Source organism: Microbulbifer maximicatervae (SeqCode) (assembly GCF_052467385.1).
This window is the reverse complement of record NZ_CP174311.1, coordinates 2540331-2561590: the sequence shown is the minus strand read 5'-3', so window position 1 is coordinate 2561590 and position 21260 is coordinate 2540331. Positions and strand designations below refer to the sequence as shown.

General features: G+C 49.7%; 15 protein-coding genes. 14 read left to right on the top strand and 1 reads right to left on the bottom strand.

Annotated features, from left to right (window positions below; translation table 11 throughout):
* Window positions 1–127: 127 nt before the first annotated feature.
* From ACJJIR_RS10730 to ACJJIR_RS10675, 12 genes are all read left to right on the top strand, one after another.
* Window positions 128–1387, top strand: a complete 1260-nt coding sequence (locus ACJJIR_RS10730; protein ID WP_444908368.1) for an FAD-dependent oxidoreductase — start codon at window positions 128–130, stop codon at window positions 1385–1387.
* A 253-nt stretch (window positions 1388–1640) separates the two neighbouring features.
* Window positions 1641–2810 (top strand): Gfo/Idh/MocA family protein, encoded by a 1170-nt coding sequence (locus ACJJIR_RS10725; protein ID WP_444908367.1) that lies wholly within the window; start codon window positions 1641–1643, stop codon window positions 2808–2810.
* A gap of 198 nt (window positions 2811–3008) precedes the next feature.
* A complete protein-coding gene (locus ACJJIR_RS10720; RefSeq protein ID WP_444908366.1) occupies window positions 3009–4070 on the top strand; it encodes a sugar phosphate isomerase/epimerase family protein in 1062 nt (353 codons plus the stop codon).
* A gap of 56 nt (window positions 4071–4126) precedes the next feature.
* Window positions 4127–5449, top strand: coding sequence for an MFS transporter (locus ACJJIR_RS10715; protein WP_444908365.1), 1323 nt, complete (start codon window positions 4127–4129; stop codon window positions 5447–5449).
* A 56-nt stretch (window positions 5450–5505) separates the two neighbouring features.
* Window positions 5506–6513 (top strand): LacI family DNA-binding transcriptional regulator, encoded by a 1008-nt coding sequence (locus tag ACJJIR_RS10710; RefSeq protein ID WP_444908364.1) that lies wholly within the window; start codon window positions 5506–5508, stop codon window positions 6511–6513.
* 70 nt (window positions 6514–6583) lie between these two features.
* The gene (locus ACJJIR_RS10705) at window positions 6584–7294 is read left to right on the top strand and encodes a 3-keto-disaccharide hydrolase (protein WP_444908363.1); all 711 of its coding nucleotides are present in this window, start codon (window positions 6584–6586) and stop codon (window positions 7292–7294) included.
* Window positions 7295–7297: 3 nt separating this feature from the next.
* Window positions 7298–7516, top strand: a complete 219-nt coding sequence (locus tag ACJJIR_RS10700; protein WP_444908362.1) for a twin-arginine translocase TatA/TatE family subunit — start codon at window positions 7298–7300, stop codon at window positions 7514–7516.
* A complete protein-coding gene (locus tag ACJJIR_RS10695) occupies window positions 7513–8424 on the top strand; it encodes a sugar phosphate isomerase/epimerase family protein (RefSeq protein WP_444908361.1) in 912 nt (303 codons plus the stop codon). Before ACJJIR_RS10700 ends, ACJJIR_RS10695 begins: the two co-directional genes overlap by 4 nt.
* Before the next feature lie 252 nt (window positions 8425–8676).
* Window positions 8677–10473, top strand: a complete 1797-nt coding sequence (locus ACJJIR_RS10690; protein ID WP_444908360.1) for a GMC oxidoreductase — start codon at window positions 8677–8679, stop codon at window positions 10471–10473.
* Between the two features lies 1 nt (window position 10474).
* Window positions 10475–11170, top strand: coding sequence for a gluconate 2-dehydrogenase subunit 3 family protein (locus ACJJIR_RS10685; protein ID WP_413665737.1), 696 nt, complete (start codon window positions 10475–10477; stop codon window positions 11168–11170).
* A gap of 159 nt (window positions 11171–11329) precedes the next feature.
* Window positions 11330–14086 carry a TonB-dependent receptor gene (locus tag ACJJIR_RS10680; protein ID WP_444908359.1) on the top strand — a complete coding sequence of 919 codons (2757 nt, stop codon included), beginning with the start codon at window positions 11330–11332 and terminating at the stop codon, window positions 14084–14086.
* Window positions 14087–14509: 423 nt separating this feature from the next.
* A complete protein-coding gene (locus ACJJIR_RS10675; protein ID WP_444908358.1) occupies window positions 14510–15610 on the top strand; it encodes a SagB/ThcOx family dehydrogenase in 1101 nt (366 codons plus the stop codon).
* 179 nt (window positions 15611–15789) lie between these two features.
* Here ACJJIR_RS10675 and ACJJIR_RS10670 read toward each other — a convergent pair whose 3' ends face one another.
* Window positions 15790–16452 (bottom strand): TetR family transcriptional regulator, encoded by a 663-nt coding sequence (locus ACJJIR_RS10670; RefSeq protein WP_444908357.1) that lies wholly within the window; start codon window positions 16450–16452, stop codon window positions 15790–15792.
* Window positions 16453–16724: 272 nt separating this feature from the next.
* On the opposite strand from ACJJIR_RS10670, the gene ACJJIR_RS10665 reads away from it, so the two are divergent.
* Together ACJJIR_RS10665 and ACJJIR_RS10660 are read left to right on the top strand one after the other, a co-directional pair.
* Window positions 16725–17909: an efflux RND transporter periplasmic adaptor subunit gene (locus ACJJIR_RS10665; protein ID WP_444908356.1), complete on the top strand. Its 1185-nt coding sequence runs from the start codon at window positions 16725–16727 to the stop codon at window positions 17907–17909.
* Window positions 17910–17920: 11 nt separating this feature from the next.
* Window positions 17921–21103, top strand: a complete 3183-nt coding sequence (locus ACJJIR_RS10660) for an efflux RND transporter permease subunit (RefSeq protein ID WP_444908355.1) — start codon at window positions 17921–17923, stop codon at window positions 21101–21103.
* Window positions 21104–21260: the final 157 nt, after the last annotated feature.

The following is a 21260-nucleotide window of genomic DNA, read 5'->3' as shown; positions in this document are numbered from 1 at the left end:
ACCAAGTTCTGTGTTTAATCTGAATTTCAAAAAAGTGTCACCTAGGTGAATGAGCTGAGGTCTCAAAAGTTGACAGAAGGCCAGCCTTTGCTAAGTGGTGATAGATAGGATTTGTTTGAGGCTGACCATGGCTAAAACGGTAGACGTAGACGTCCTGGTATTAGGGGGCGGAATTCAAGCGATTTCATTGTTGCGAGAGCTATCAACAGATTTTTCTGTGCTGGCAATAGATCAGGGGTTAGACGATGCTGAGTCGTTACACTTTCATGGCTATTTCTCCTCAGGCTGGAATGCGGCACACCCAAGTGCGGCCAAGGCTTACTTAAAGGCCGCACAGTTTTGGCGCACACAACTGGAGAGAGATGGTGTTGATAGCCACATAACAGATTTCTATGCCGCGCTTCCCCGAGAATTTTTAGATACTGTCGAGCCCAACTGGATTGCGGCGGGTATTCCAGTGGAAGAGGTGCCGATACCAGCTCCTCTGGTAACAACTAGCTTGCCATCGCATCAGTGCTTTCGATTTGCTGATGACCTCATGTTTGACGGCGCTGAAGCCTATCGTCGTTTTAGTGCTCCTGTTAGCGAGAAGTTGGTGAAAGGGAGTATCCGAAAATTCGACAAAGATAGTGGTGGCGTGACTGAGGTCTCTGCCGATATCGGTGGTAGTTCCCACCAAATAAAACCCCAGTTGGTTCTCTCAGCATGCGGGGCGGGCAATGCAGCAATACTCGAAAGTCTTGGAGTGCCAGCTCAAGGTGTGCGTGATAGCCAAGTTGTTCGGCCCCTACATATGTTGCTGGCTAAGGGTGCTAATACCCCTCCAATCTCAGCCTTCCTGATGGACATGGTAGTGGCATATCACCCGCTGGAAAGTGGAGAGGGACTTTGGATACTCACCCTCAATCCAGAGCACCCCAGGTTTCGCTCTGGTGTGGTTGACATGAGGGTGGCCCCGCCCATAGAGAGGGCGTTAATCCGGGATACCCTGGATAGATTGGCAAATTGTATGACCGGGTTTGAGGATTGGGCAGCCGGCTGCCATTGGGGTGTTTACGCAGGTTGGAAAACTGACGCTCCAGGGCCGGATGGGGATGCTCTTGTGCAGTTAAACTATCCGCGTCCATACCACATCCACAGCTTTGATATAGCCAATTTCTTGGCGGTTTGGCCGAATCACTGGGGTCTCGCCGTGGAAGCTGCAAAGGAAGCCGGGAAATGGGTTCGCTCAAAAGCTAAGTCTCGGCATCCTCAACCTGAAGCGATAGGTAGCTTGCTGTCGCAGTCAGTTGGTCATCAAGCTATTTGTAATAAATGGCAAAGCGACGAGCTGAAGTGGCACTCTTGGGCTGAGTTTGTCCAGAAAATGGGCTTGCCAATCAGGTGATTTGCTTAGTATTTCAGCGTCGAGCCATCAGTCTATGAGTCCAATAAGGCGATATTAACAGCGTATTTCACTTGCAAAGACATTTTTTTTCTGTATCTTAAATTGAAATGTAACCGGTTACATTCTGTTTCAAACGGTGGAGTGCTACGAAAACTGCGATCTGGAAACAGCGTGTCCGCTTACAAAACACGGAAATAAAAATAAATAGGCTGTTTATTCAGCTGGTTCTTTGAGTGGCCCGGGGGGATGGGGTTTGGTTAAAAAAATAAGAATGGGCATGGTTGGCGGTGGAGAGGGTGCTTTTATTGGTGCAATCCATCGGATGGCAGCAGCTCTCGACGGTGAGATAGAGCTAGTCGCCGGCTGCTTTAGTAGCGATTCCGAACGCAGTCGTAAAACTGGTGACAAGCTGGGGCTTCACCCGGACCGGATTTACCAAAGCTATCAACAGATGTTCCAAGAGGAATCCCGTCGCAGTACTGATGATCGAGTTGAATTTGTATCTGTAGTAACTCCCAACCATCTCCATTTACCCGTTTCTATTGCTGCGTTGCGGGCGGGATTCCATGTCCTCTCCGACAAGCCAGCCGCCTCCACTTTGGAAGAAACACTTGAGCTTAAAAAGGAGGTGGAGCAAAGCGGGCATCTTTATGGTTTGACCCACACTTATGCTGCTTACCCTCTGGTTATGCAAGCGAGAGCAATCCTGATCAGGGGAGAGTTGGGGTCTATTCGACGAGTTACCGTTGCCTATCCGCAGGGGTGGCTGGCACTAGCCGGTGATTCCACGGGAAGTAAGCAGGCGAGTTGGCGAACAGATCCTGCACGTTCGGGAGAAAGTGGCTGCTTTGCGGATATAGGCACCCATGCTCATCATCTGGTGGAGTTTTTTACTGGCCAGCATATCTCTGAAGTCTGCGCAGACGTGCAAGCGGTAGTTGATGAAAGAGCGTTGGATGATGACGGTGCAGCGCTATTTAAATTAGATCAGGGCGCCCGAGGAACACTTACAGCCAGTCAAGTCTGTGGAGGAGAGGGGAACAACCTGAATATCAGCGTTTACTGTGAAGACGGTTCGCTGTTTTGGGAGCAGGAAGCCCCAAACCAATTGCTAGTAAAGCGCAGGGGGCAGCCTGTGGCGATTTGGAAAGCCGGTGCGGATTGTGAGTATCTGGATGGAGGCGTCAGGTCTTTCTGCCGGACACCTCAAGGGCACCCGGAGGGCTATATAGAGGCCTTCGCCAATATCTATCGCGATTTTGCTGGTCAAGTCCGAGGCCGCCGCGAGGGGGTAGTTTCAAAGAACAGTCCTGCCGTTGGCAACATTGATGCAGGTGTTCGCGCAATGGCATTTGTGCGCGGTGTGCTGGAGAGCAGTCGCGCAAAATCCTCATGGGTTTCCCTGGCGCCTTATTGGAAGTGAGTGGCTAGGTCTAACCTCACAGAATTTAGGTATCTCTGGCAGGGTGGGCGTCCGGCAGCTAGTACGGCACAGGGAGGTGCCGGTGTCGGCCTGCGGCCAGTTACCTTTTGAAGAGTTTTCTCAAAAGGTGCAAACCAATCGCTTGGAAAGGGTTGGTTACAGAATTAATAAGTACAGCAGTAAAAAGGATAACAATAAATGAAGGCACCCAGAATTCAGGGGCCCGGAATTTTTCTCGCCCAGTTTCTCCCATCGAGCGAACAGCCAGCTTCGCTTGAATCTATGGCTCGTTGGGCATCAGACCTGGGGTACAAAGCCATCCAGGTTCCCACTTGGGACAAGCGGATTTTCGACCTTGAGCTGGCCAGTAAAAGCCAAGCTTACTGTGATGATGTACTGGGAATCTGTGAGGAGGTTGGGGTACAGATTTCTGAATTGTCTACGCATTTGCAGGGGCAGTTGGTCGCAGCTCACCCAGCCTATAAGGAAATGCTGGATATTTTTTCTCCAGAGGCAGTACGCGGAAACTTGCAAGCCCGTGCAGAGTGGGCGAGCAATCAGTTAGTTCTTGCAGCTCGGGCCAGTGCCAACCTGAAGCTCAAATCTCATGCAACTTTCTCCGGCGCTTTACTCTGGCACACTTTTTATCCATGGCCCCAGCGCCCAGCGATGTTGGTTGAAGAAGGTTTTCGCGAACTGGCCCGTTTGTGGCGTCCGATATTGGATGCGTTTGACAGCGCGGGGGTCGATGTCTGCTATGAGCTGCACCCCGGTGAAGACCTGCATGATGGCTTGACCTTCGAGCGGTTTCTTTACGAGGTGGAAGATCACCCTAGAGCCAACATCTTGTATGACCCAAGCCATTTGCTTTTGCAGCAAATGGATTACCTGGCCTTTATCGATATCTATCACGAGCGAATCAAGGCTTTCCATGTGAAAGATGCGGAGTTTCACCCGAGTGGAAGGGCTGGAGTATACGGCGGTTACGCCCCCTGGATTGACCGCCCCGGTCGCTTTCGCTCCCTGGGGGATGGTCAGGTAGATTTTCGTGGGATTTTTAGCCGACTGACCCAGTACGGTTACGATCGCTGGGCGGTATTGGAATGGGAGTGTTGCATTAAGGATCAACAGCAGGGGGCCAGCGAGGGTGCACCATTTATTCGAGAGCACCTGATAACCGTGGCTGACAAAGCTTTTGATGATTTTGCCGGTGCTGAAACAGATCGCGCTCGCAATCGTAGGATTTTAGGGCTGGACTAATTTTTGCCAATCCCAGTGAACAACGAATAACAATAAATCATGCGGAGACTGGATAGATGAGTACACAGACAAAGGCTTTGCACAGGAACGTCTTCCTGGTAGGAAATCTGTCAATCTTTATGATTGGTCTTGGGTTTGCTGTGAGGGCTTCGATCGCCGGCAACTTACAGTCGGACATTTATGATCATATTGATCTTGCCAACTCCACCGCAATGGTTGGAGAAGCGCTTGGATTTACCTTTACAGGGTTTGCCCTAACCCTGCTATTTGGCAGCGCATTGGTGGACTTGGTCGGTATCAAACGGATGTTAATGCTCTCATCAATAGGCTACGTGTTGGGCAGTCTGCTTATTATTGCAGCATCCTTAGTAACCCCCGGGGAGGGCGTTGAGAACTTGGTTCTTGCGGGGCTGTTACTTACCGGTTTGGGCTGGGGGGCAGTGGAGGCTGCCAGTAACCCAATGGTTGCAGCGGTTGACCCTGAAAATAAAACTCAGCGGCTAAATGTACTACATGCCTGGTGGCCTGCCGGGATTGTGGTGGGCGGATTACTAGGGTTAGCCATTTCTGCGCTTGAACTTCCCTGGCAGTTGAACCTGATTGTTTTGGCCCTACCGGCTGTGGTCATGGCGTGGCTTGTGTCCAGAACGGAATTCCCGGTAACTGAACGGGTTTCCTCTGGCATCAGTTATGGCGAGATGTTTAAAGAAGTTTTCAGGCAGCCGATGTTTATCGTGCTATGGATCTGTATGTGGCTAACCGCTGCAACAGAGCTGGCTCCAGGGCAGTGGGTTGACCTGACGCTCTCTCGAGTAGTCGGTATGAAGGGCATTCTCATTCTGGTTTATGTCAGCATGTTGATGTTTGTAATGCGCCACTTTGCCGGAAGGCTGGCCAAAAAACTCTCTCCCATTGGACTCTTGTGGCTCAGTAGTTTACTTGCAGCTGTTGGCCTCTATTGCTTAGGAATGGCGAGAACCCCGGTAACTGCATTCTTAGCGGCAACAGTTTGGGGCATCGGTGTCTGCTATATGTGGCCTACCATGCTCGCTACGGTATCCGAGCGTTTTGTACGCGGTGGCGCACTGTTTTTGGGGTTGCTGGGGTTTGCTGGGGGAATGTCTATTCAGTTTGTTCTGCCGAAGCTTGGAGAAATTTTTGACAGCGCCAAGATTGAGGCTGCCGGTGGTTTGGAAGCCTTTGAAAAGTTAACGGGCGATGAACTGGATGCTGTGTTGGCAACTGCCTCTATCGAATCATTCCAGTCACTGGCCATGGTTCCCCTTATCTTGCTGCCGATTTTTGCGTTTATCTGGATTTGGGATCGTAGGCAGGCTGCGAGCAAAGTGCAAGGTGTCACTGCAGTAGGCAACCAGTAGGCGTTTTCCATTTGTGCGAAAATAGTCGACTACTAACAACAAAGTAACGGAAAAGTATGTCAAATATTCGCGAAGTTGCACGTCGCTCCGGTGTTTCCGTCGCGACCGTGTCCAGAGCCCTGAAAGACCCGCAAATGGTTTCTCCGCGGACCAGGGAGCGGGTGCTGAAGGCGGTGGAAGAGGCCGGTTATCGGCCCAATATGTTGGCGAGAAACTTTAGTTCCGGTAAGTCATTTGCAGTGATGGTTCTGGTTCCAAATATCGCCAATCCATTTTTTTCCAAAGTCATCCGAGGGATAGAAAAGGCAGCTCAAGACCAGGGTTACTCCGTTTTACTGGGAGATACCAAGGGCGAACCAGCTCATGAGCAGTTCTATGCGGGAATGGCGCTGACGAATCAGGCAGATGGGCTTATTCAACTGGATAGCCGCTATCCATTTGCAGAGAAAGATGCAGCTTTAGCAGCGTCGATTCCAATGGTAAATGCGTGTGAGCGCATTGCTGAAGACGACCGCTATCCGGTTGTTGAACTGGATAACTCCGGCGCGGCGCAAGCCATGGCTCGCCATTTGATTGAGCTGGGTCACCGCCGGATCGGCATAGTGACCGGCCCGCTTAATAGTCCGATTGTGCGTGATCGCCTGGCCGGTTTTGAGGAGGAGATGCAACGGCACGGTCTCGAGTTGAATTCTGACCTGGTTGTAAACGGAGAATTCACTATGCCGTCTGGTGCGAAGGGTGCAAAAAAACTGCTCTCTTTAGCCTCTGCGCCTACTGCCATTTTTTGTATGAATGATGAAATGGCTATTGGCGCTGTTCATCAAGCGAAGGAAATGGGTTTGCAGGTGCCTGCGGATGTGTCGGTGGCGGGCTTCGATAATATTGAGTTTTCGCAATTTACGGACCCGCCCCTGACAACAATTGACCAGCCCGCAGAGAAGCTGGGCAGATATGCGATGGAAACCTTGCGCCGCATTATTGATGGAAAACAGTTAAAAGCGAGCCGAACTATTTTGCCCTTTGATTTAGTGGCAAGGGGAAGTACGGCCCGCTATCAGGATTAATAAAGTGCGGATGTAAAACCATCGCGGCAAACTGATTAGATAAACACCAATTCATGTGGAGATAACAACGATGAAAAAATTCACTGGGACAAAATTTTGCACGTCTTTATTGGCCTCTGCAGTACTACTAGTCACACTAGGGGGTTGTGAACGGATGCCGGAAAAGTCCGGTATACAAGCGGATAAGGACTGGAGGCATTTATTCGACGGTAAAACGTTGCAGGGTTGGACCGGTGCCAATGGCTCTCATGTAGGAGAGGCTTGGCAGGTCGTTGATGGCAACCTGGTGCTCACTGCTGGTGGAGCGGGGGATATCGTCACTGCAGAGAAGTTTTCTGATTTTGAGCTGGAACTGGAATGGAAGATATCTGAAGGCGGCAACAGCGGCATTATTTATCGGGTAGCTGGTGGCAATGCACCAGTCTGGATGTCAGGTATGGAATACCAAGTACTTGATAACAGTGCTTTTCCCGAACTGGAAAAACTGAGCCACAGCGCGGGATCAGTCTTCGACTTGTATGCACCCAGCGAAGATGAGGTAAAGCCGGCGGGAGAATTCAATAAAACGCGTATTCGAGTGGAGAATGGCCGGGTTGAACATTGGCTGAATGGAAGCATGATTGTCAGTTATGAACTTTGGTCTGAAGATTGGGATACACGTCTTGCCAACAGTAAGTTTTCCTCTTACCCCGATTTTGCCCGTAGTGAGAGTGGCTTTATTGCTTTACAAGACCACGGCGACAAAGTGTGGTACCGCAATATCAGAATTCGGGAGCTGTAAATCATGGGTATTTCAGGCGTGGGTATTTGGCAGGTACTTATTGTTCTTGTGTTAGCGGTTCTACTATTTGGTAGTGGCAAGATCCGCCGTCTGGGAGAAGACTTTGGAGGAGCGATTAGTGGTTTCCGCCGCTCATTGCATCAAAGCGATAAGGATGGCACTAGAGAAGATTCCCCAGGTAACTTGTCTGGCAATCTACTCCAAGCTGGGGAGCGGGAATGAAGCGTAGAGCTTTGCTACAGGTTGGTGCAGGCTTGGCTGCAGCTGCTTTTACCGCCCCCTTGTTTGGCAATAGTGGGCGAATCATTACCAATACCCCGGGTGGCCCTGTGAAAATTTCCCTGGCCCAATGGTCCCTGCATCGGCAATTGCGAAGTGGCGCTCTCAAGGTATTGGATTTCCCTATTAAGGCAAGAAAGGCATTTGCAATTGACGCGGTAGAGTATGTCAATCAGTTTTTTGCCGATAAGGCCAAGGATCAGAGTTTTCTTTTAGCGTTGAAATCGCGTGCAATAGATCACGGGGTTAAAAGCCTTTTGATTATGGTTGATGCAGAAGGTGATCTTGGCAACCCAAATGCTAGCGAAAGACAACAAGCGGTAGAAAACCATTTCCAGTGGGTTGAAGCTGCCAAATATTTGGGTTGCCACTCTATCAGAGTGAATGCTGGCGGACAGGGTAGTAGCAGGGAGGTTAGTTCTGCTTGTAGAGATGGGCTGCGAGCCCTCTCAGAGTTTGCCTTGGACTTCGACATCAATATCGTGGTGGAGAACCACGGTGGCTATTCCTCAAACGGACTTTGGTTATCCCAGTTATTACAGTCAGTGGATATGCCGAACTGTGGAAGTTTGCCAGACTTTGGAAACTTTGGTGACTACGACCGCTACTTGGGAGTAGAGCAGTTGATGCCCTTTGCCCGCGGAATCAGCGCAAAGAGTTTTTCATTTGATAAGCGGGGAAATGAGACCAATACGGATTTTGCCCGGATGCTGCGGATAATTCAAAAGGCGGGTTATAAGGGGTATATCGGTATTGAGTATGAAGGCGCCGGCGATGAAGACTGGGGGATCAAAGCAACGAAAGAGCTTTTGCTGCGCTTGTCGCGACAGGGTGAGCTATATGGTAAGTAAGTGATAATTATTTGATTGAAAATGTAACCGGTTACTCTCATTTTTTGATCAAAGTGTTTAGGGATTTCTAGGTTCGTTAAAAATATTCATAAAAATTAATCTTTTTGGTTAAAAAAACATAAGTTAGGCATTAGATGTAACGGATAAGTAAAAATTTTTGACAAAAAATGTAACCGGTTACAGATTTATCTTATAAGTTATTTAAAATTAAACGAGTAAAGCAAAAATAATTGATGAAGTAGGAGAGAGGCGATGCCGAATGATGACTTCGAGAAGAAAGAGTATGACGCACTGATTGTTGGGTCTGGTGCTGGCGGTGGTATGGCTGCCTATGTACTAGCCACTGCAGGGCTAAAGGTTCTACTGCTGGAGGCGGGGAGATCCTATGACCCGGTTAAGGAAACCCCAATGTTTAACCTCCCAAAAGATGCGCCTTTGCGTGGGGGGAGCACACCGGAAAAGCCGTTCGGTTTCTATGATGCAACGGTTGACGGAGGTTGGCAGGTACCCGGCGAACCCTACACTCAGGGCTCCAGGGAAAGAGGCCGCCGTTTTGACTGGTGGCGTGCTCGTATGCTGGGTGGCCGTACGAACCATTGGGGACGGATTTCCCTGCGAATGGGTGAGTATGATTTTAAACCCTACTCAAGGGATGGGCTCGGTTTTGATTGGCCGATCAGTTACAACGATCTCGCTCCCTACTACGATAAAACCGAGATGCTCATTGGTGTCTATGGTACTAACGAGGGGTTAGAAAACACTCCTGACTCCTCCGAAGGAGTACTGCTGCCACCCCCGAAGCCCCGTGCCTATGAACTTCTGGCCAAAAAAGCGTGCGATAGGCTGGGGATCCCTGTAATTCCCTCTCACCTGGCTATTCTCAGTGAGCGTCTGGATCACGAAAATATTCCGCAGAAATTATTCCCAAACAATAAATTGGCTCAGGACGTCACCCGGGAATCAATGAAATCTCGCGCAGCCTGTTTTTGGGCCACGCCCTGTGGGCGCGGTTGCTCAATTAAGGCGAATTTCCAGTCCACGACTGTACTACTGCCACCGGCATTTGCGACGGGCAACCTGGATATCATTACTGATGCCATGGTGCGTGAAGTTACCGTTGATAAAAAAGGTAAGGCAAACGGGGTTATTTATATTGATAAAGATACCCGTCAGGAAAGATTTGCCAGTGCCCGCGCTGTGGTTGTTGCAGCCAGTGCAGCTGAAACTTCGCGCATTCTCCTTAATTCCAAAAGCACTTTATTCCCCGATGGTATCGCCAATGGCAGCGGTGCCGTAGGGAAATACCTGATGGATACAGTGGGAGCTGGTATCGGCGGGCAGATTCCCGCTTTGGAGAGTCTGCCTGCCCACAACGAGGACGGCGCATCGGCGATGCACATGTATATGCCCTGGTGGTTGTACAAGGAACAATTACGTGGTGACTTGGATTTTGCCCGTGGTTACCACATTGAATTCGGCGGTGGTCGCAGTATGCCGGGCGCAGGTGCTTTCGGCGGTATGGGTGATTTTACCAGTGGCGCTTATGGCAAAGACTTGAAAGAAGCCTGCCGGCGTTACTACGGCTCCTTTGTGTGGTTTGACGGTCGCGGGGAAATGATTCCCAACGAGGACAGCTACTGTGAAATTGATAAGGATCAGGTAGACCAGTGGGGCATCCCGGTGTTGAAGTTCCATTGGAAATGGAGTGACCAGGAATTGAACCAGGCCGCTCACATGCACAAAACCTTTGCTGAAATCATTGAAGGTATGGGCGGTAAGGTCACCTCTACCGTGCAAACCGACGGTGCCAAGGCAATTATCAACGGCGGTGCGATTATTCACGAAGTCGGCACCGCACGCATGGGCTCAAATCCGAATGATTCCGTGCTCAATCCTTACTGCCAGTCCTGGGAAGTACCGAATCTCTTCCTTACTGACGGCGCACCCTTTGTCTCCAATGCTGATAAGAATCCAACCCTGACCATTATGGCGCTGGCCTGGCGCACCTGCGACTACATCGTGGACCAGTTCAAGAAGAGGAATATCTGATATGAGCGAGGAAAAAACCAATCTGGGTCGGCGCAACGCCCTGCGTTTGATTGCTACCACCGCTGCTGCAGTTCCAGTCATTGGCTGTTCTGAGAAAGTAGCGCAAAAAGTTGTAGTGAAAGAGGAGGTGCCAGCGGCTGAACCGGTAGTAAAGAACCTGGACGCCCCGAAGCAGACTCTTGCCAGGGGCACGCCGACAGATCCGGATCTCCTTAATCCCGTTGTGCCTTGGGAGATGCAGCTTGAAATGGGTGAGTTAGCGGTATTGGCAGCACTGTGCGACGTCATTATTCCCGCAGATGAAACTTCTCCGAGTGCCTCTTCAGTAGGGGCCCATCACTACATCAACGAATATGTCAGCGCCCCATATTCCAATAATAAAGCAGATCTTGTCACGATTCGGGGAGGGGTTGTTTGGCTGGAGGGTGAGTCCAAGCGCAGATTTGGAGGTTCCTTTGTCGATCTGAATGAACCTCAAAAAGTAGCCATCTGTGAGGATATCAAGTGGACTCGCACGGCGAAGCCAGAGTTCCAGGCTGGTGCTCGTTTCTTTGCCAAAGTTCGAGTTCTCGTGTCCACCGCTTTCTACACCACCGAGGAAGGTATGGCGGATATCGGTTATGTGGGTAACCGACCAATGGCGAGTTTCCCTGGAGCACCCCCTGAAGTCCTCAAGCGACTTGGCTTGGATAGCTAAAGACGCTTTTTGCTATAGCGCTATACGCACATATAAAAATATCGAGACAGAACTGGATCGATAAGAGTAGGGCATATTCCGTTGGCCCGGCAAATGATATGCCGGGCTTTTAGGGTGAACGGAAAGCTAGAAAAAAATAATAAAAGAGAAATTTGAGCAATGAGAGAGATACCCTTAAATACAAATCGCCAGCTAGATCTATTGCGGACGTCCGTAAGTGTTCTAGTGTTGTGCAGTGTTGTTGGTATGGCAAATGCCCAGAGCACCAGTGAATCTGATATAGAGAGTCTGGTGCTAGAGGAAGTAGAGGTATTGGGTATTCGCCGGAGCATGGAGAAAAATCTCGATGTAAAGCGTTTTTCCAATGCGGTAGTAGACTCAATCACCGCTGAAGATATGGGTAAATTCCCCGATAAGAATGTTGCAGACTCTTTGCAGAGGGTTCCGGGAGTATCCATCGTTCGAAGCGGCGGCGAGGGTGCCGAAGTAAGTATCCGAGGAACTGCACCTGAGCTCACTTTTACCCAGCTAAATGGAAACTACATAGCTACTCCCGGCGATGATCCATCCCGATCATTTTCCTATGCGTTGCTACCCTCAGCGATGATTTCCCGAGCGGATGTGTATAAAAGTCCAGAAGCAAAACTGGATGAAGGCGGGATAGGTGGTACTGTAATTTTACACACCCGCAAGCCACTGGACCTGGATTCCGGGGAGGGCATGTTATCCATTGAGAGTACTTATGCTGATGTTACTGGGGAGTACGAACCTCAGTACACCGGTTTTTACTCATGGAAAAATGATCAGGAAACCTTTGGCGTATTGTTTGGATACTCAAAGCAGGATCGTCAGAACCGGGTAATTAGCACCTCGGTAGAAAACTGGGGTTGGCAGGGAGATGAGTCCCCCCAGACTGGCGTAGAGGCCAGGGGGCCGATGGTGGATATCGATGGTAATGAATACCGGGATTTCTATGCGCCGCGAGCCGTTGTCGGTAGTGTCTTGGAAGAGGAACGGACCCGGGATGGCATGCAGCTAAGTGCCCAATGGCGTCCGGTAGAACAGCTGGAATTTGGTGTCAATTATTTCCGCTTTGAGCTGGGCGGCAACTCAGAGAATTATCGTATCGTATTCCCTGAGTGGAACTACGGGGATGCAATAGCCCCGGGCAGTCTCAAGTTTGATGAAGATGGTGATACTCTTCTCGGTATTGGTATGCTCGATCGGGGCCAGGCAGAGCTACAGTCTCCACAGGTAGCTGGTGACTACACACGAGCGGAATATGTTTCGGACACGCTGGATTTCAATATCAGTTACGAGGGAGATGGATATAGTGCTCGTCTGGTAGTCGGTAATACCAGTGCAGAGGGCGGCCCCTCTGAGAAATTGTTTGCATCAGTCAATTCCCGTTATGGCACTGCAACCGATTGGAGCTGGGATCTCAGCAGTGGTACTGCTGAAATTGATACCAGTGCAGATCTGGGAGATCCCAACACTTATCCTTTATATGACTGGTTCTCATCCCATTGGACCAGCAGCGAGGACGAGGAGAGTTACTACCAGCTGGACGTTTCCATCGATATGGATTATGCCTGGCTTACCTCCCTGGATGTTGGGGTTAAGTACCGGGACCACGAGATAAACCGCCGCATCACCAAACAATCCTGGGATGATGATAATCCTCCCTGTCCAACGATTAACTGGGGTGATGTTGATGGAGCTTGTTACCCCTGGTGGCCAAGTGATTCATTCCACACTGATCCCGATGGTGTGCCCGACACAATCGATATCCTTTCAAGCGGCCCTCTCGATAATATTATCGGCGGTGTGAATGTGCCAAATTTCGCTTATCTGGAGTTTGATAAGTTAAAAGAGTTTCTATACGCAACCTATGGTGACCCTAAGGTAATCGTCGAGAAAAATCAGGTTTACCGGGTTGGTGAGGAAATTACGGCTGCTTATGTACAGCAGAATTTTGCCTCGGCAGTCCTGCGCGGAAACTTTGGCATTCGAGCAGTCCAGACCAAGCAGTATGCGAGCACCTACGACAATATTGATGGGGTCTTACAGGACGAACCCAATATTCGTGACAGCAGCAACACTGATATTTTACCTAGTGCTAATGTCGCTTGGGATATCTCCAATGAACTGGTTATGCGCGCAGCTCTCGCCAGAGTCGTAGCGAGAGTGGAATACGATAATCTCGGTGGTTCTGAAGTGATCCACGCTCCTTTGCCCGGCTCAACATTCAGTCAGGGGTATGCGGGCAATTCTGAATTGGAGCCTTATAGAGCTGATCAGTTTGATTTGGGTCTGGAGTGGTATTTCGATGATGCCTCTGCTGCAGGACTGACCTTGTTCAGAAAGGATATTGCTTCGTTTGTAATCAACGGCAGTTCCATGGTGACAAGGGATATCGATGGTGTTATCCGGACAGTGTCTATGTCTATGCCGGTCAATGGCACTGATGCTACTGCGCAAGGTATAGAGCTTTTTGTTCAGTATGCCTTTGATAGTGGCTTTGGAGTCTATGCAAACTATACCTTCACAGATACAGAGCTGGCTGAGATCGACTCTGAAGGTATCAAGACCAAAACAGAAATTGCCGGCACTTCGAAGGACCAGTACAACCTGTCCCTCTACTATGAAAATACCGACTTTAGCATTCGCGCTTCTTACAATTATCGCAGTGACTATGCAGACGGATTCCACAATGGCATGAACACTTTCACTGATGAATACGATCAGTTGGATGTTAATGCGTCTTATCGTTTGATGGATAACCTGACATTGACCGCCTCCATAATCAATCTTACCGAAGAGAAAGTGGATAGATATTGGGGCGAGGAAAATAGGGTTTGGGGCTCCTCATATTCAGGCCGACGAGCTTATATGGGGCTGACTTATAGCTTCTAACCTGATTGCCTCCCAGTCACGCGGACACAGGGAGGTGTCCGCACCTTTCTGTAAATTTTTAATTTCATATCAGCGTACTCAGTTTAGGCGCAATTGAGTATTTTATTAGCTCTCATATATCAATTCGATTTAGGAAATGTGTGCATTTTATACTAGTACTCAGTTGAAGGAGTAATTTAAAGTAGTTTGAATGGAGGGATTTATCATGAAAAGGGTATATATAGAAGACGCAACACCCTATGCTCTGGGAGTTTGTGTCACAGTCTACACTACCTGTTAATAGAAGGTAGTTTTTCACAAAAAATGAGATGGCCCTTGAAAATGAGGGGCGTCTCATTCAGGGCTAATACAGACAAATCAAGAATTTAGCGATTCTGCCTTTCTAGTTTTTTTACCACTTCTAGTAAATATGATGGTTAATCGATGATGAAAGGCGCTGCTTTATTAGATAATTTCTTTCTCTATTTCAGTGAAAATGAAGTCATCTTGTGGGATGTTGTTCATCACGATCAGTGGGCTTTGGATAAAGAAACCCTCATAAATATTCTGGATAAATTTTATTCCGATGTGCAGACAGGAGAAACTAAGGCAGCAGATTTCCTTCAAAGTAATGGAGCCTTCATCAGTGGTGATTTAGCTCGGAAACAATGGGGCTGGGATGTACTATCCTGGTTTTACCATTATGGTACCAAGCTTTCGTTACCGCCCTCGACTGAGGGCAAAGAAGGGGCTAGTGAAGATCCCAGGGTATCTTGGGTAGGACAGTATGTTGACTACTGTAAACAGGTGCCGGAAAAGGCTAAAGGCAAGTACAATTATCCAGAAGTGGATATTCCACTGAATAGCTTTCCTACCACCAATCAGTTGGAGTCTGTGTTTGGGACCCGGTTTTCTTCACGAAAATTTGTACCGGGTACCACTTTAAAACGTGAGCTTTTGGAAAAAATACTTTTTCATTGTGTAAAATTTCGTACTTCTCCGTTTGTTGAAAAGTTTTATAAGGCCCACTCAGACAAAATAAATTATTTTGGATATTTTCGCAGCAGCCCTGCTGGCGGCGCCTTACAAGCTACAGATATATACCTGATAGTGCACTCGGTACAGGGGATTGATCCCGGTATTTACCTCTATAATCCGATTGATCATGGATTAACCAAAGTCGGCGATGCTGTTAGCCATGATAAGATCCGCCGGTTGCTTGTCGGTCAGCCCTATGCCGAGGGTGCCGCAGTTAATATTTGCTTTGTCTGCAAATTTAATCGGTTCTGGTCCAAGTATCGTCATTCCCGTATCTATCGGATGGCTTACCTTGAAGCGGGTCATTTATCTGAGAATATATTTCTCTACGCACACTCCCTAGAACAAGACGTGTTTATAGCCGGTGCTTTTTATGATGAAGAGTTTGAGAACCTATTGAAGCTGGATAAGGACAGCGCCATGGTTTTTTTTATGGCTATTGGGGAAGGAGAGCATGCCTGTTTCCCGGTAGAGTACTTGCCTTCTGACTCAACAAAATTGGCTTAATGAGTAAAAGTTAATTGTTTTGTCTGAAAAAAGAACTTTGACTTTGCGGTAATCAATGATTTCAGGGCCAAAATAACCAGTTTGGGATTTCCAATGAGCGTGAAAGAGAAAAGGTATTTATGGTGAGGCGAAAACTGCAAAGCAGTATGCCCCACCGAAGTAGATAAGGATAAGGTGCGTCAGTGCAGGGTGTGGACCAGTTGTGAACTTAAGCGCATGGTGGGGGAGAAGCGGATCATATCGATCAGAGAGTCGATATAGCGTTCTCCGAGTTCGCCTATATCTTCAATTCTTGAGGATAAGAGCCAAGTTTCAATCACACCGAACAGGCCACCGTGTAACATCTGCATCGCGAGGTCTGTATCAAGATCTTCGGGCAGTTGGCGCTCGGATACTGCGAGGGCAATTAGTTGTGCCATTCGCTCAAGCCCGCGGGTGCGCCCTTGCTTCATACGCAAGTGGGCTTCATTGTTCTCGGTAACCTTTTCTTCACAGGGATGGAAGATAATCTCAAGTACCTGCTGCCACTCTGGGTTACAAGCAATTTCCTGAAACAGCCACACCCAGCGGGTTCGCAGTGTACCGAGGGGATTGGCGTTGAGTTGCTCGCCGGCGTTATTACAAAGTTGTTCGCCGGGTAGTACCATGCGTTCTGTCAGAGCGAGTAGCAAACCGGTTTTGTTGTGAAAGTGGTCGGCAACATCACCGCAACTAACTCCAGCCAACTTTGCGACTTCAGATAGGGAAGGGCGGCACACTCCATATTCATGAAACACATTGAGCGCGGCGTTTAATATACGCTCACGGGTGGTCAAAATTTGCTCATCTCTGCGTTTGGTCATAAGGAACAGCGGCTTCTTTAATCAATTATTAGTTTCACTCTGGCTCATTTTTGCAGCGTTTAACCGCAAGTGTGCAAAGGGGTTTTATGTGCAAACCCCTGAATATACTGGGTGAAAGTGCATGTTAGATGAAAATTGCACGATTATGAACAGTTGATCCTATTTCCTACGTACTCATAAAATGCCACGCTACTTTGCTCAGATTTCCTTGTCACTTAAAAATTCCGCTAACTGCCAATATTTTGTCTGCGCAGTCATTTTTAGAGGTAACCATGTTAAAAGCCCGAGCTCTCACCAGCCTTTTGGTCGCTTCCGCATTGTTGGCGGGGTGTAACGAGGAAGCTTCGGCTCCACCGGGAATCGCCCCCCAAGTGACCGTAGTCACACTTCAGCCGGAATCCGTCACCCTTACCAGGGAGCTGCCGGGGCGGACTTCACCCTTTAAAGTGGCCGAGGTTCGCCCGCAGGTAAATGGCATCATAAAACGCCAATTGTTCCGTGAAGGCGGCCAAGTTAGTGCAAATCAGCCGCTTTACCAGCTAGATGACGCTCTTTATCGTGCTGACGTCGATAGTGCCAGAGCAAGTTTGCAAGGCGCAAAGGCGGCTATGAACATTGCTCGCCTCAAAGCCGAGCGCACTGCGAACCTGGTGGGGAATGGTGCTGTTAGCACGCAGGAAAATGATGCTGCGGAAGCTGATCTTCAGGAGGCCCGAGCCGATGTAGCCGCAGCTCAGGCGGAGCTGCACAGGGCGGAAATCCAGTTGGAATATGCGCGGGTCACCTCTCCGATTACAGGCCGAATTGGCAAATCTACTGTTACTCAAGGCGCTCTGGTAACGGCCAATCAGGCCGGAACTTTGGCTACTGTGCAGCAACTAGATCCGATCTATGTTGAGGTTACCCAGTCGGCAGCTGAACTTGTTAGCCTCCGTCGAGCGCTTCAAGCGGGAACACTGGCCGACGCCACTCATCTACCTGTGACAATCCTATTAGAAGATGGCAGCAAATTTGAACACCAGGGCAAGCTGGAGTTTGCCGAAGCCAGTGTCGACCCCTCAACGGGCAGCGTATTGTTGCGAGTAGTTGTCCCAAACCCGGACACCATGCTGTTGCCGGGTATGTATGTACGCGCAATTGTCGGTAGTGGTGTCCGTGAAGACGCAATTCTGGTACCTCAGCAGGGAATTGCGCGGGACCCTAAGGGCAACACCTCAGCCATGGTTGTTAATGAGGAAAATGTGGTTGCCCAGCGATCTGTGCGGGTTAGTCGTACGATTGGCAATCGCTGGCTAGTGGAAGATGGGCTCGAGGCCGGGGACCGGGTCGTAGTTGCCGGTCTGCAGAAAATTCGCCCGGGAGCCCCGGTACAGGCCAGCGAGCGCGAAAATGAGCAGCTGCCGGCGGCTGAAGGCGATCAACAGGCTGGCAAAGCGCCTGCACAGCAGGGGTCTTAAGGATAGGGGTTATGGCAAGTTTTTTTATCAATCGGCCCATCTTTGCCTGGGTGCTGGCAATTATCACGATACTGGCAGGTGTGTTGTCTATCGGCGAGCTGGCAGTTGAGCGCTATCCAAATATCGCGCCACCGTCGATCAATATTGAGGCAAATTATCCGGGCGCTTCCGCCAAGGTGGTTGAGGATTCGGTTACTCAAATCCTCGAACGCAACATGAAGGGCCTCGATGGTCTCCTTTATATGTCCGCCACCAGTCAATCCAACGGTGGTGTTTCAATCTCTTTAACTTTCGAGAATGGAACTGACCCGGATACAGCCCAGGTCCAGGTGCAAAACAAAGTGCAACTGGCGATGCCGCTGCTGCCACAGGAGGTACAGGTACAAGGAGTAAATGTTAGTAAGTCTCGCGGTGGCTTCCTAATGGTTGCCGGCTTTGTGTCTGAAGACGGCAGTATGAACCGCAATGATATTGCTGACTATATCAATTCGGCCATTGTTGACCCGATCAGCCGGGTGCCAGGCGTGGGCAATGTGCAGGTATTTGGTTCCAAGTACGCGATGCGGATTTGGCTCGATCCCAATAAGCTCACCACCTATGAACTTACCCCTGGTGATGTTACCGACGCAGTGCGGGCCCAAAATGCACAAGTTACGGTCGGAAGCCTCGGTGCTGCTCCCTCTATTCCAGGGCAACAGCTAAATGCGGCAATTACTTCCCAGGAACGTTTGCAAACCCCTGAGGAGTTCCGGGATATTATCGTCAGAGCCAATGACGACGGCTCGCTCTTGCGCCTGGGAGATATTGCTCGAGTCGAGCTAGGTGCGGAGAATTACGAGTTTATTTCCCGTTACAATCGCCAGCCCGCAACCGGCATCGCAATTAACTTGGCGACTGGGGCCAATGCCCTGGAAACTGCTGATGGGGTGAAAGCCAAGTTGAAGGAGCTGGAGGCTTACTTTCCCCGTGGCCTGACTTCGGTAGTACCATTTGATACGACACCGTTTGTTGAGGCATCTATTAAGGGTGTTATCTCTACCTTGATTGAAGCGATCGTCCTGGTATTTCTGGTGATGTATCTGTTTCTTCAGAACTTCCGTGCCACGTTGATTCCGACGATTGCGGTACCAGTGGTGCTAATGGGTACTTTTGCCGTACTCGCTTCGCTGGGATTCTCAGTCAATATGCTCACGATGTTTGCCATGGTGCTTGCAATTGGCCTGCTTGTGGATGACGCCATTGTGGTGGTGGAGAATGTCGAGCGGGTTATGCGGGAGGAAGGGCTCTCCCCTAAAGAAGCCACGAAGAAGTCGATGCACCAGATTACTGCGGCACTGATTGGCATTGGCGTAGTTTTGTCGGCAGTGTTTGTACCTATGGCATTTATGGATGGCGCCACCGGCGTGATCTACCGTCAGTTCTCCGCCACGATTGTTGCAGCTATGGCGTTGTCAGTGTTGGTGGCGATTATCCTGACACCGGCGCTTTGTGCGACCTTGCTGAAACCCCTATCCAAAGGGGAGGGGCATGGGGAGAAAGGCTTTTTTGGTTGGTTCAATCGCAACTTTGATCGAGGTAGCCAGCGCTATCAAGGTGGAGTGCAAGGTATTTTGAAGCGCAGCGGTCGCTTTATGCTGTTGTTTGTTGCGCTTTCCGCAGTCATGGCCTTCCTATTCCTGCGATTGCCCAGTTCATTCCTGCCGGATGAGGATCAGGGTGTGCTGTTCTCCATGGTGCAGGCGCCGGTGGGGGCAACCCAGGAGCGCACTATGAACTCTATCCGAAAAGTAGAGGACCAGTTCCTGAACAATGAGCAGGGTATCGTGAAATCAGTATTCTCGGTACAGGGGTTCAGCTTTGCCGGCAGTGGGCAAAATACCGGTATTGCTTTTGTAAATTTGGAGGATTGGTCCCAGCGCGAAGAAGAGTCACAGAGCGCTGGGTCTGTCGCTATGCGCGCGATGGGTGCCTTGATGCAAATTAAAGATGCGATGGCTTTCGCTTTCGCACCTCCGCCGCTCCCCGAGTTGGGTTCTTCTGGTGGTTTCAACTTTTATCTTCAGGATAATGGCAGTTTGGGTCATGAGGCTTTAACAGCAGCCAGGAACCAGTTTCTGGGAATGGCCGGGCAGAGTGAACTTTTGGCTAATGTTCGCCCCAATGGCCAAGAAGATACCCCGCAATTCCGTGTAAAAATTGATAATGCAAAAGCAGCTGCACTTGGCTTGTCTATCGACGATATTAACAGCGCTTTGAGTACAGCATGGGGCGGTTCATATATTGATGACTTTATCGATCGCGGGCGGGTAAAACGCGTGTATATGCAGGCTGATGCTCCCTTTAGGATGGTCCCGGAAGACTTCCAATTGTGGTCAGTGCGTAACGATAAGGGCGATATGGTACCGCTATCATCCTTTGCCAGTTTTGGCTGGGAGTACGGTTCCCCCCGCTTGGAGCGCTATAACGGCGTTCCATCAATGCAGGTTAATGGGCAGGCTGCATCCGGAGTCAGCTCTGGTGAAGCAATGGAAGAGGTTGAGCGCCTAGTGGCGCAGCTACCCGCAGGTATTGGTATGGAGTGGAGTGGTCTCTCATATCAAGAGCGCTCTGCTGGAGCACAAACCCCATTGCTGTATACCCTGTCCCTTTTGATCGTGTTCTTGTGTTTGGCTGCTCTCTATGAAAGCTGGACAGTACCGACAGCAGTACTATTGATGGCTCCTTTGGGGATTCTGGGTGCAGTACTGGCCAATAGCATAAGGGGCATGGAGCGCGACATTTACTTCCAAGTCGCGATGCTGACAACAGTGGGGCTAACCAGTAAAAATGCCATCCTGATTGTGGAGTTTGCGAAACAGAATCTGGAAGACGGTATGGAACTGGTAGATGCCACAATGCGAGCTGTACGGGACAGGTTACGCCCGATTTTAATGACATCTCTCGCTTTTGGTTTGGGGGTGTTGCCCTTAGCCATAGCAACCGGAGCTGGCTCAGGTGCCCAGCGGGCAATCGGTACCGGTGTGTTCGGCGGCATGATTGTTGGAACTCTACTGGGAATTTTCTTTATCCCGCTGTTCTTTGTTGTGGTGCAGCGGTTGTTTGGCAAGAGAGTGCATAAGCAGGAAGTGGAGCTGGCTAAACAAGACATTTCGTCAGAAAAAAATGAGAGAGCAGAAGCGGCCGAAGCGCTTTAACAGAGCTTTAACTATAAAGTAAATAAAGCCAGGCCAGGTTAATGGGCCTGGCTTTTTACTTTCTGGCCCCCCATAAGTCACAAGATCCCTGAATAGGGTGCTACTGCGAGTCTCAAGATACAAAGTGAACCTCTTTAGTTCCAGCTCCACCAACATG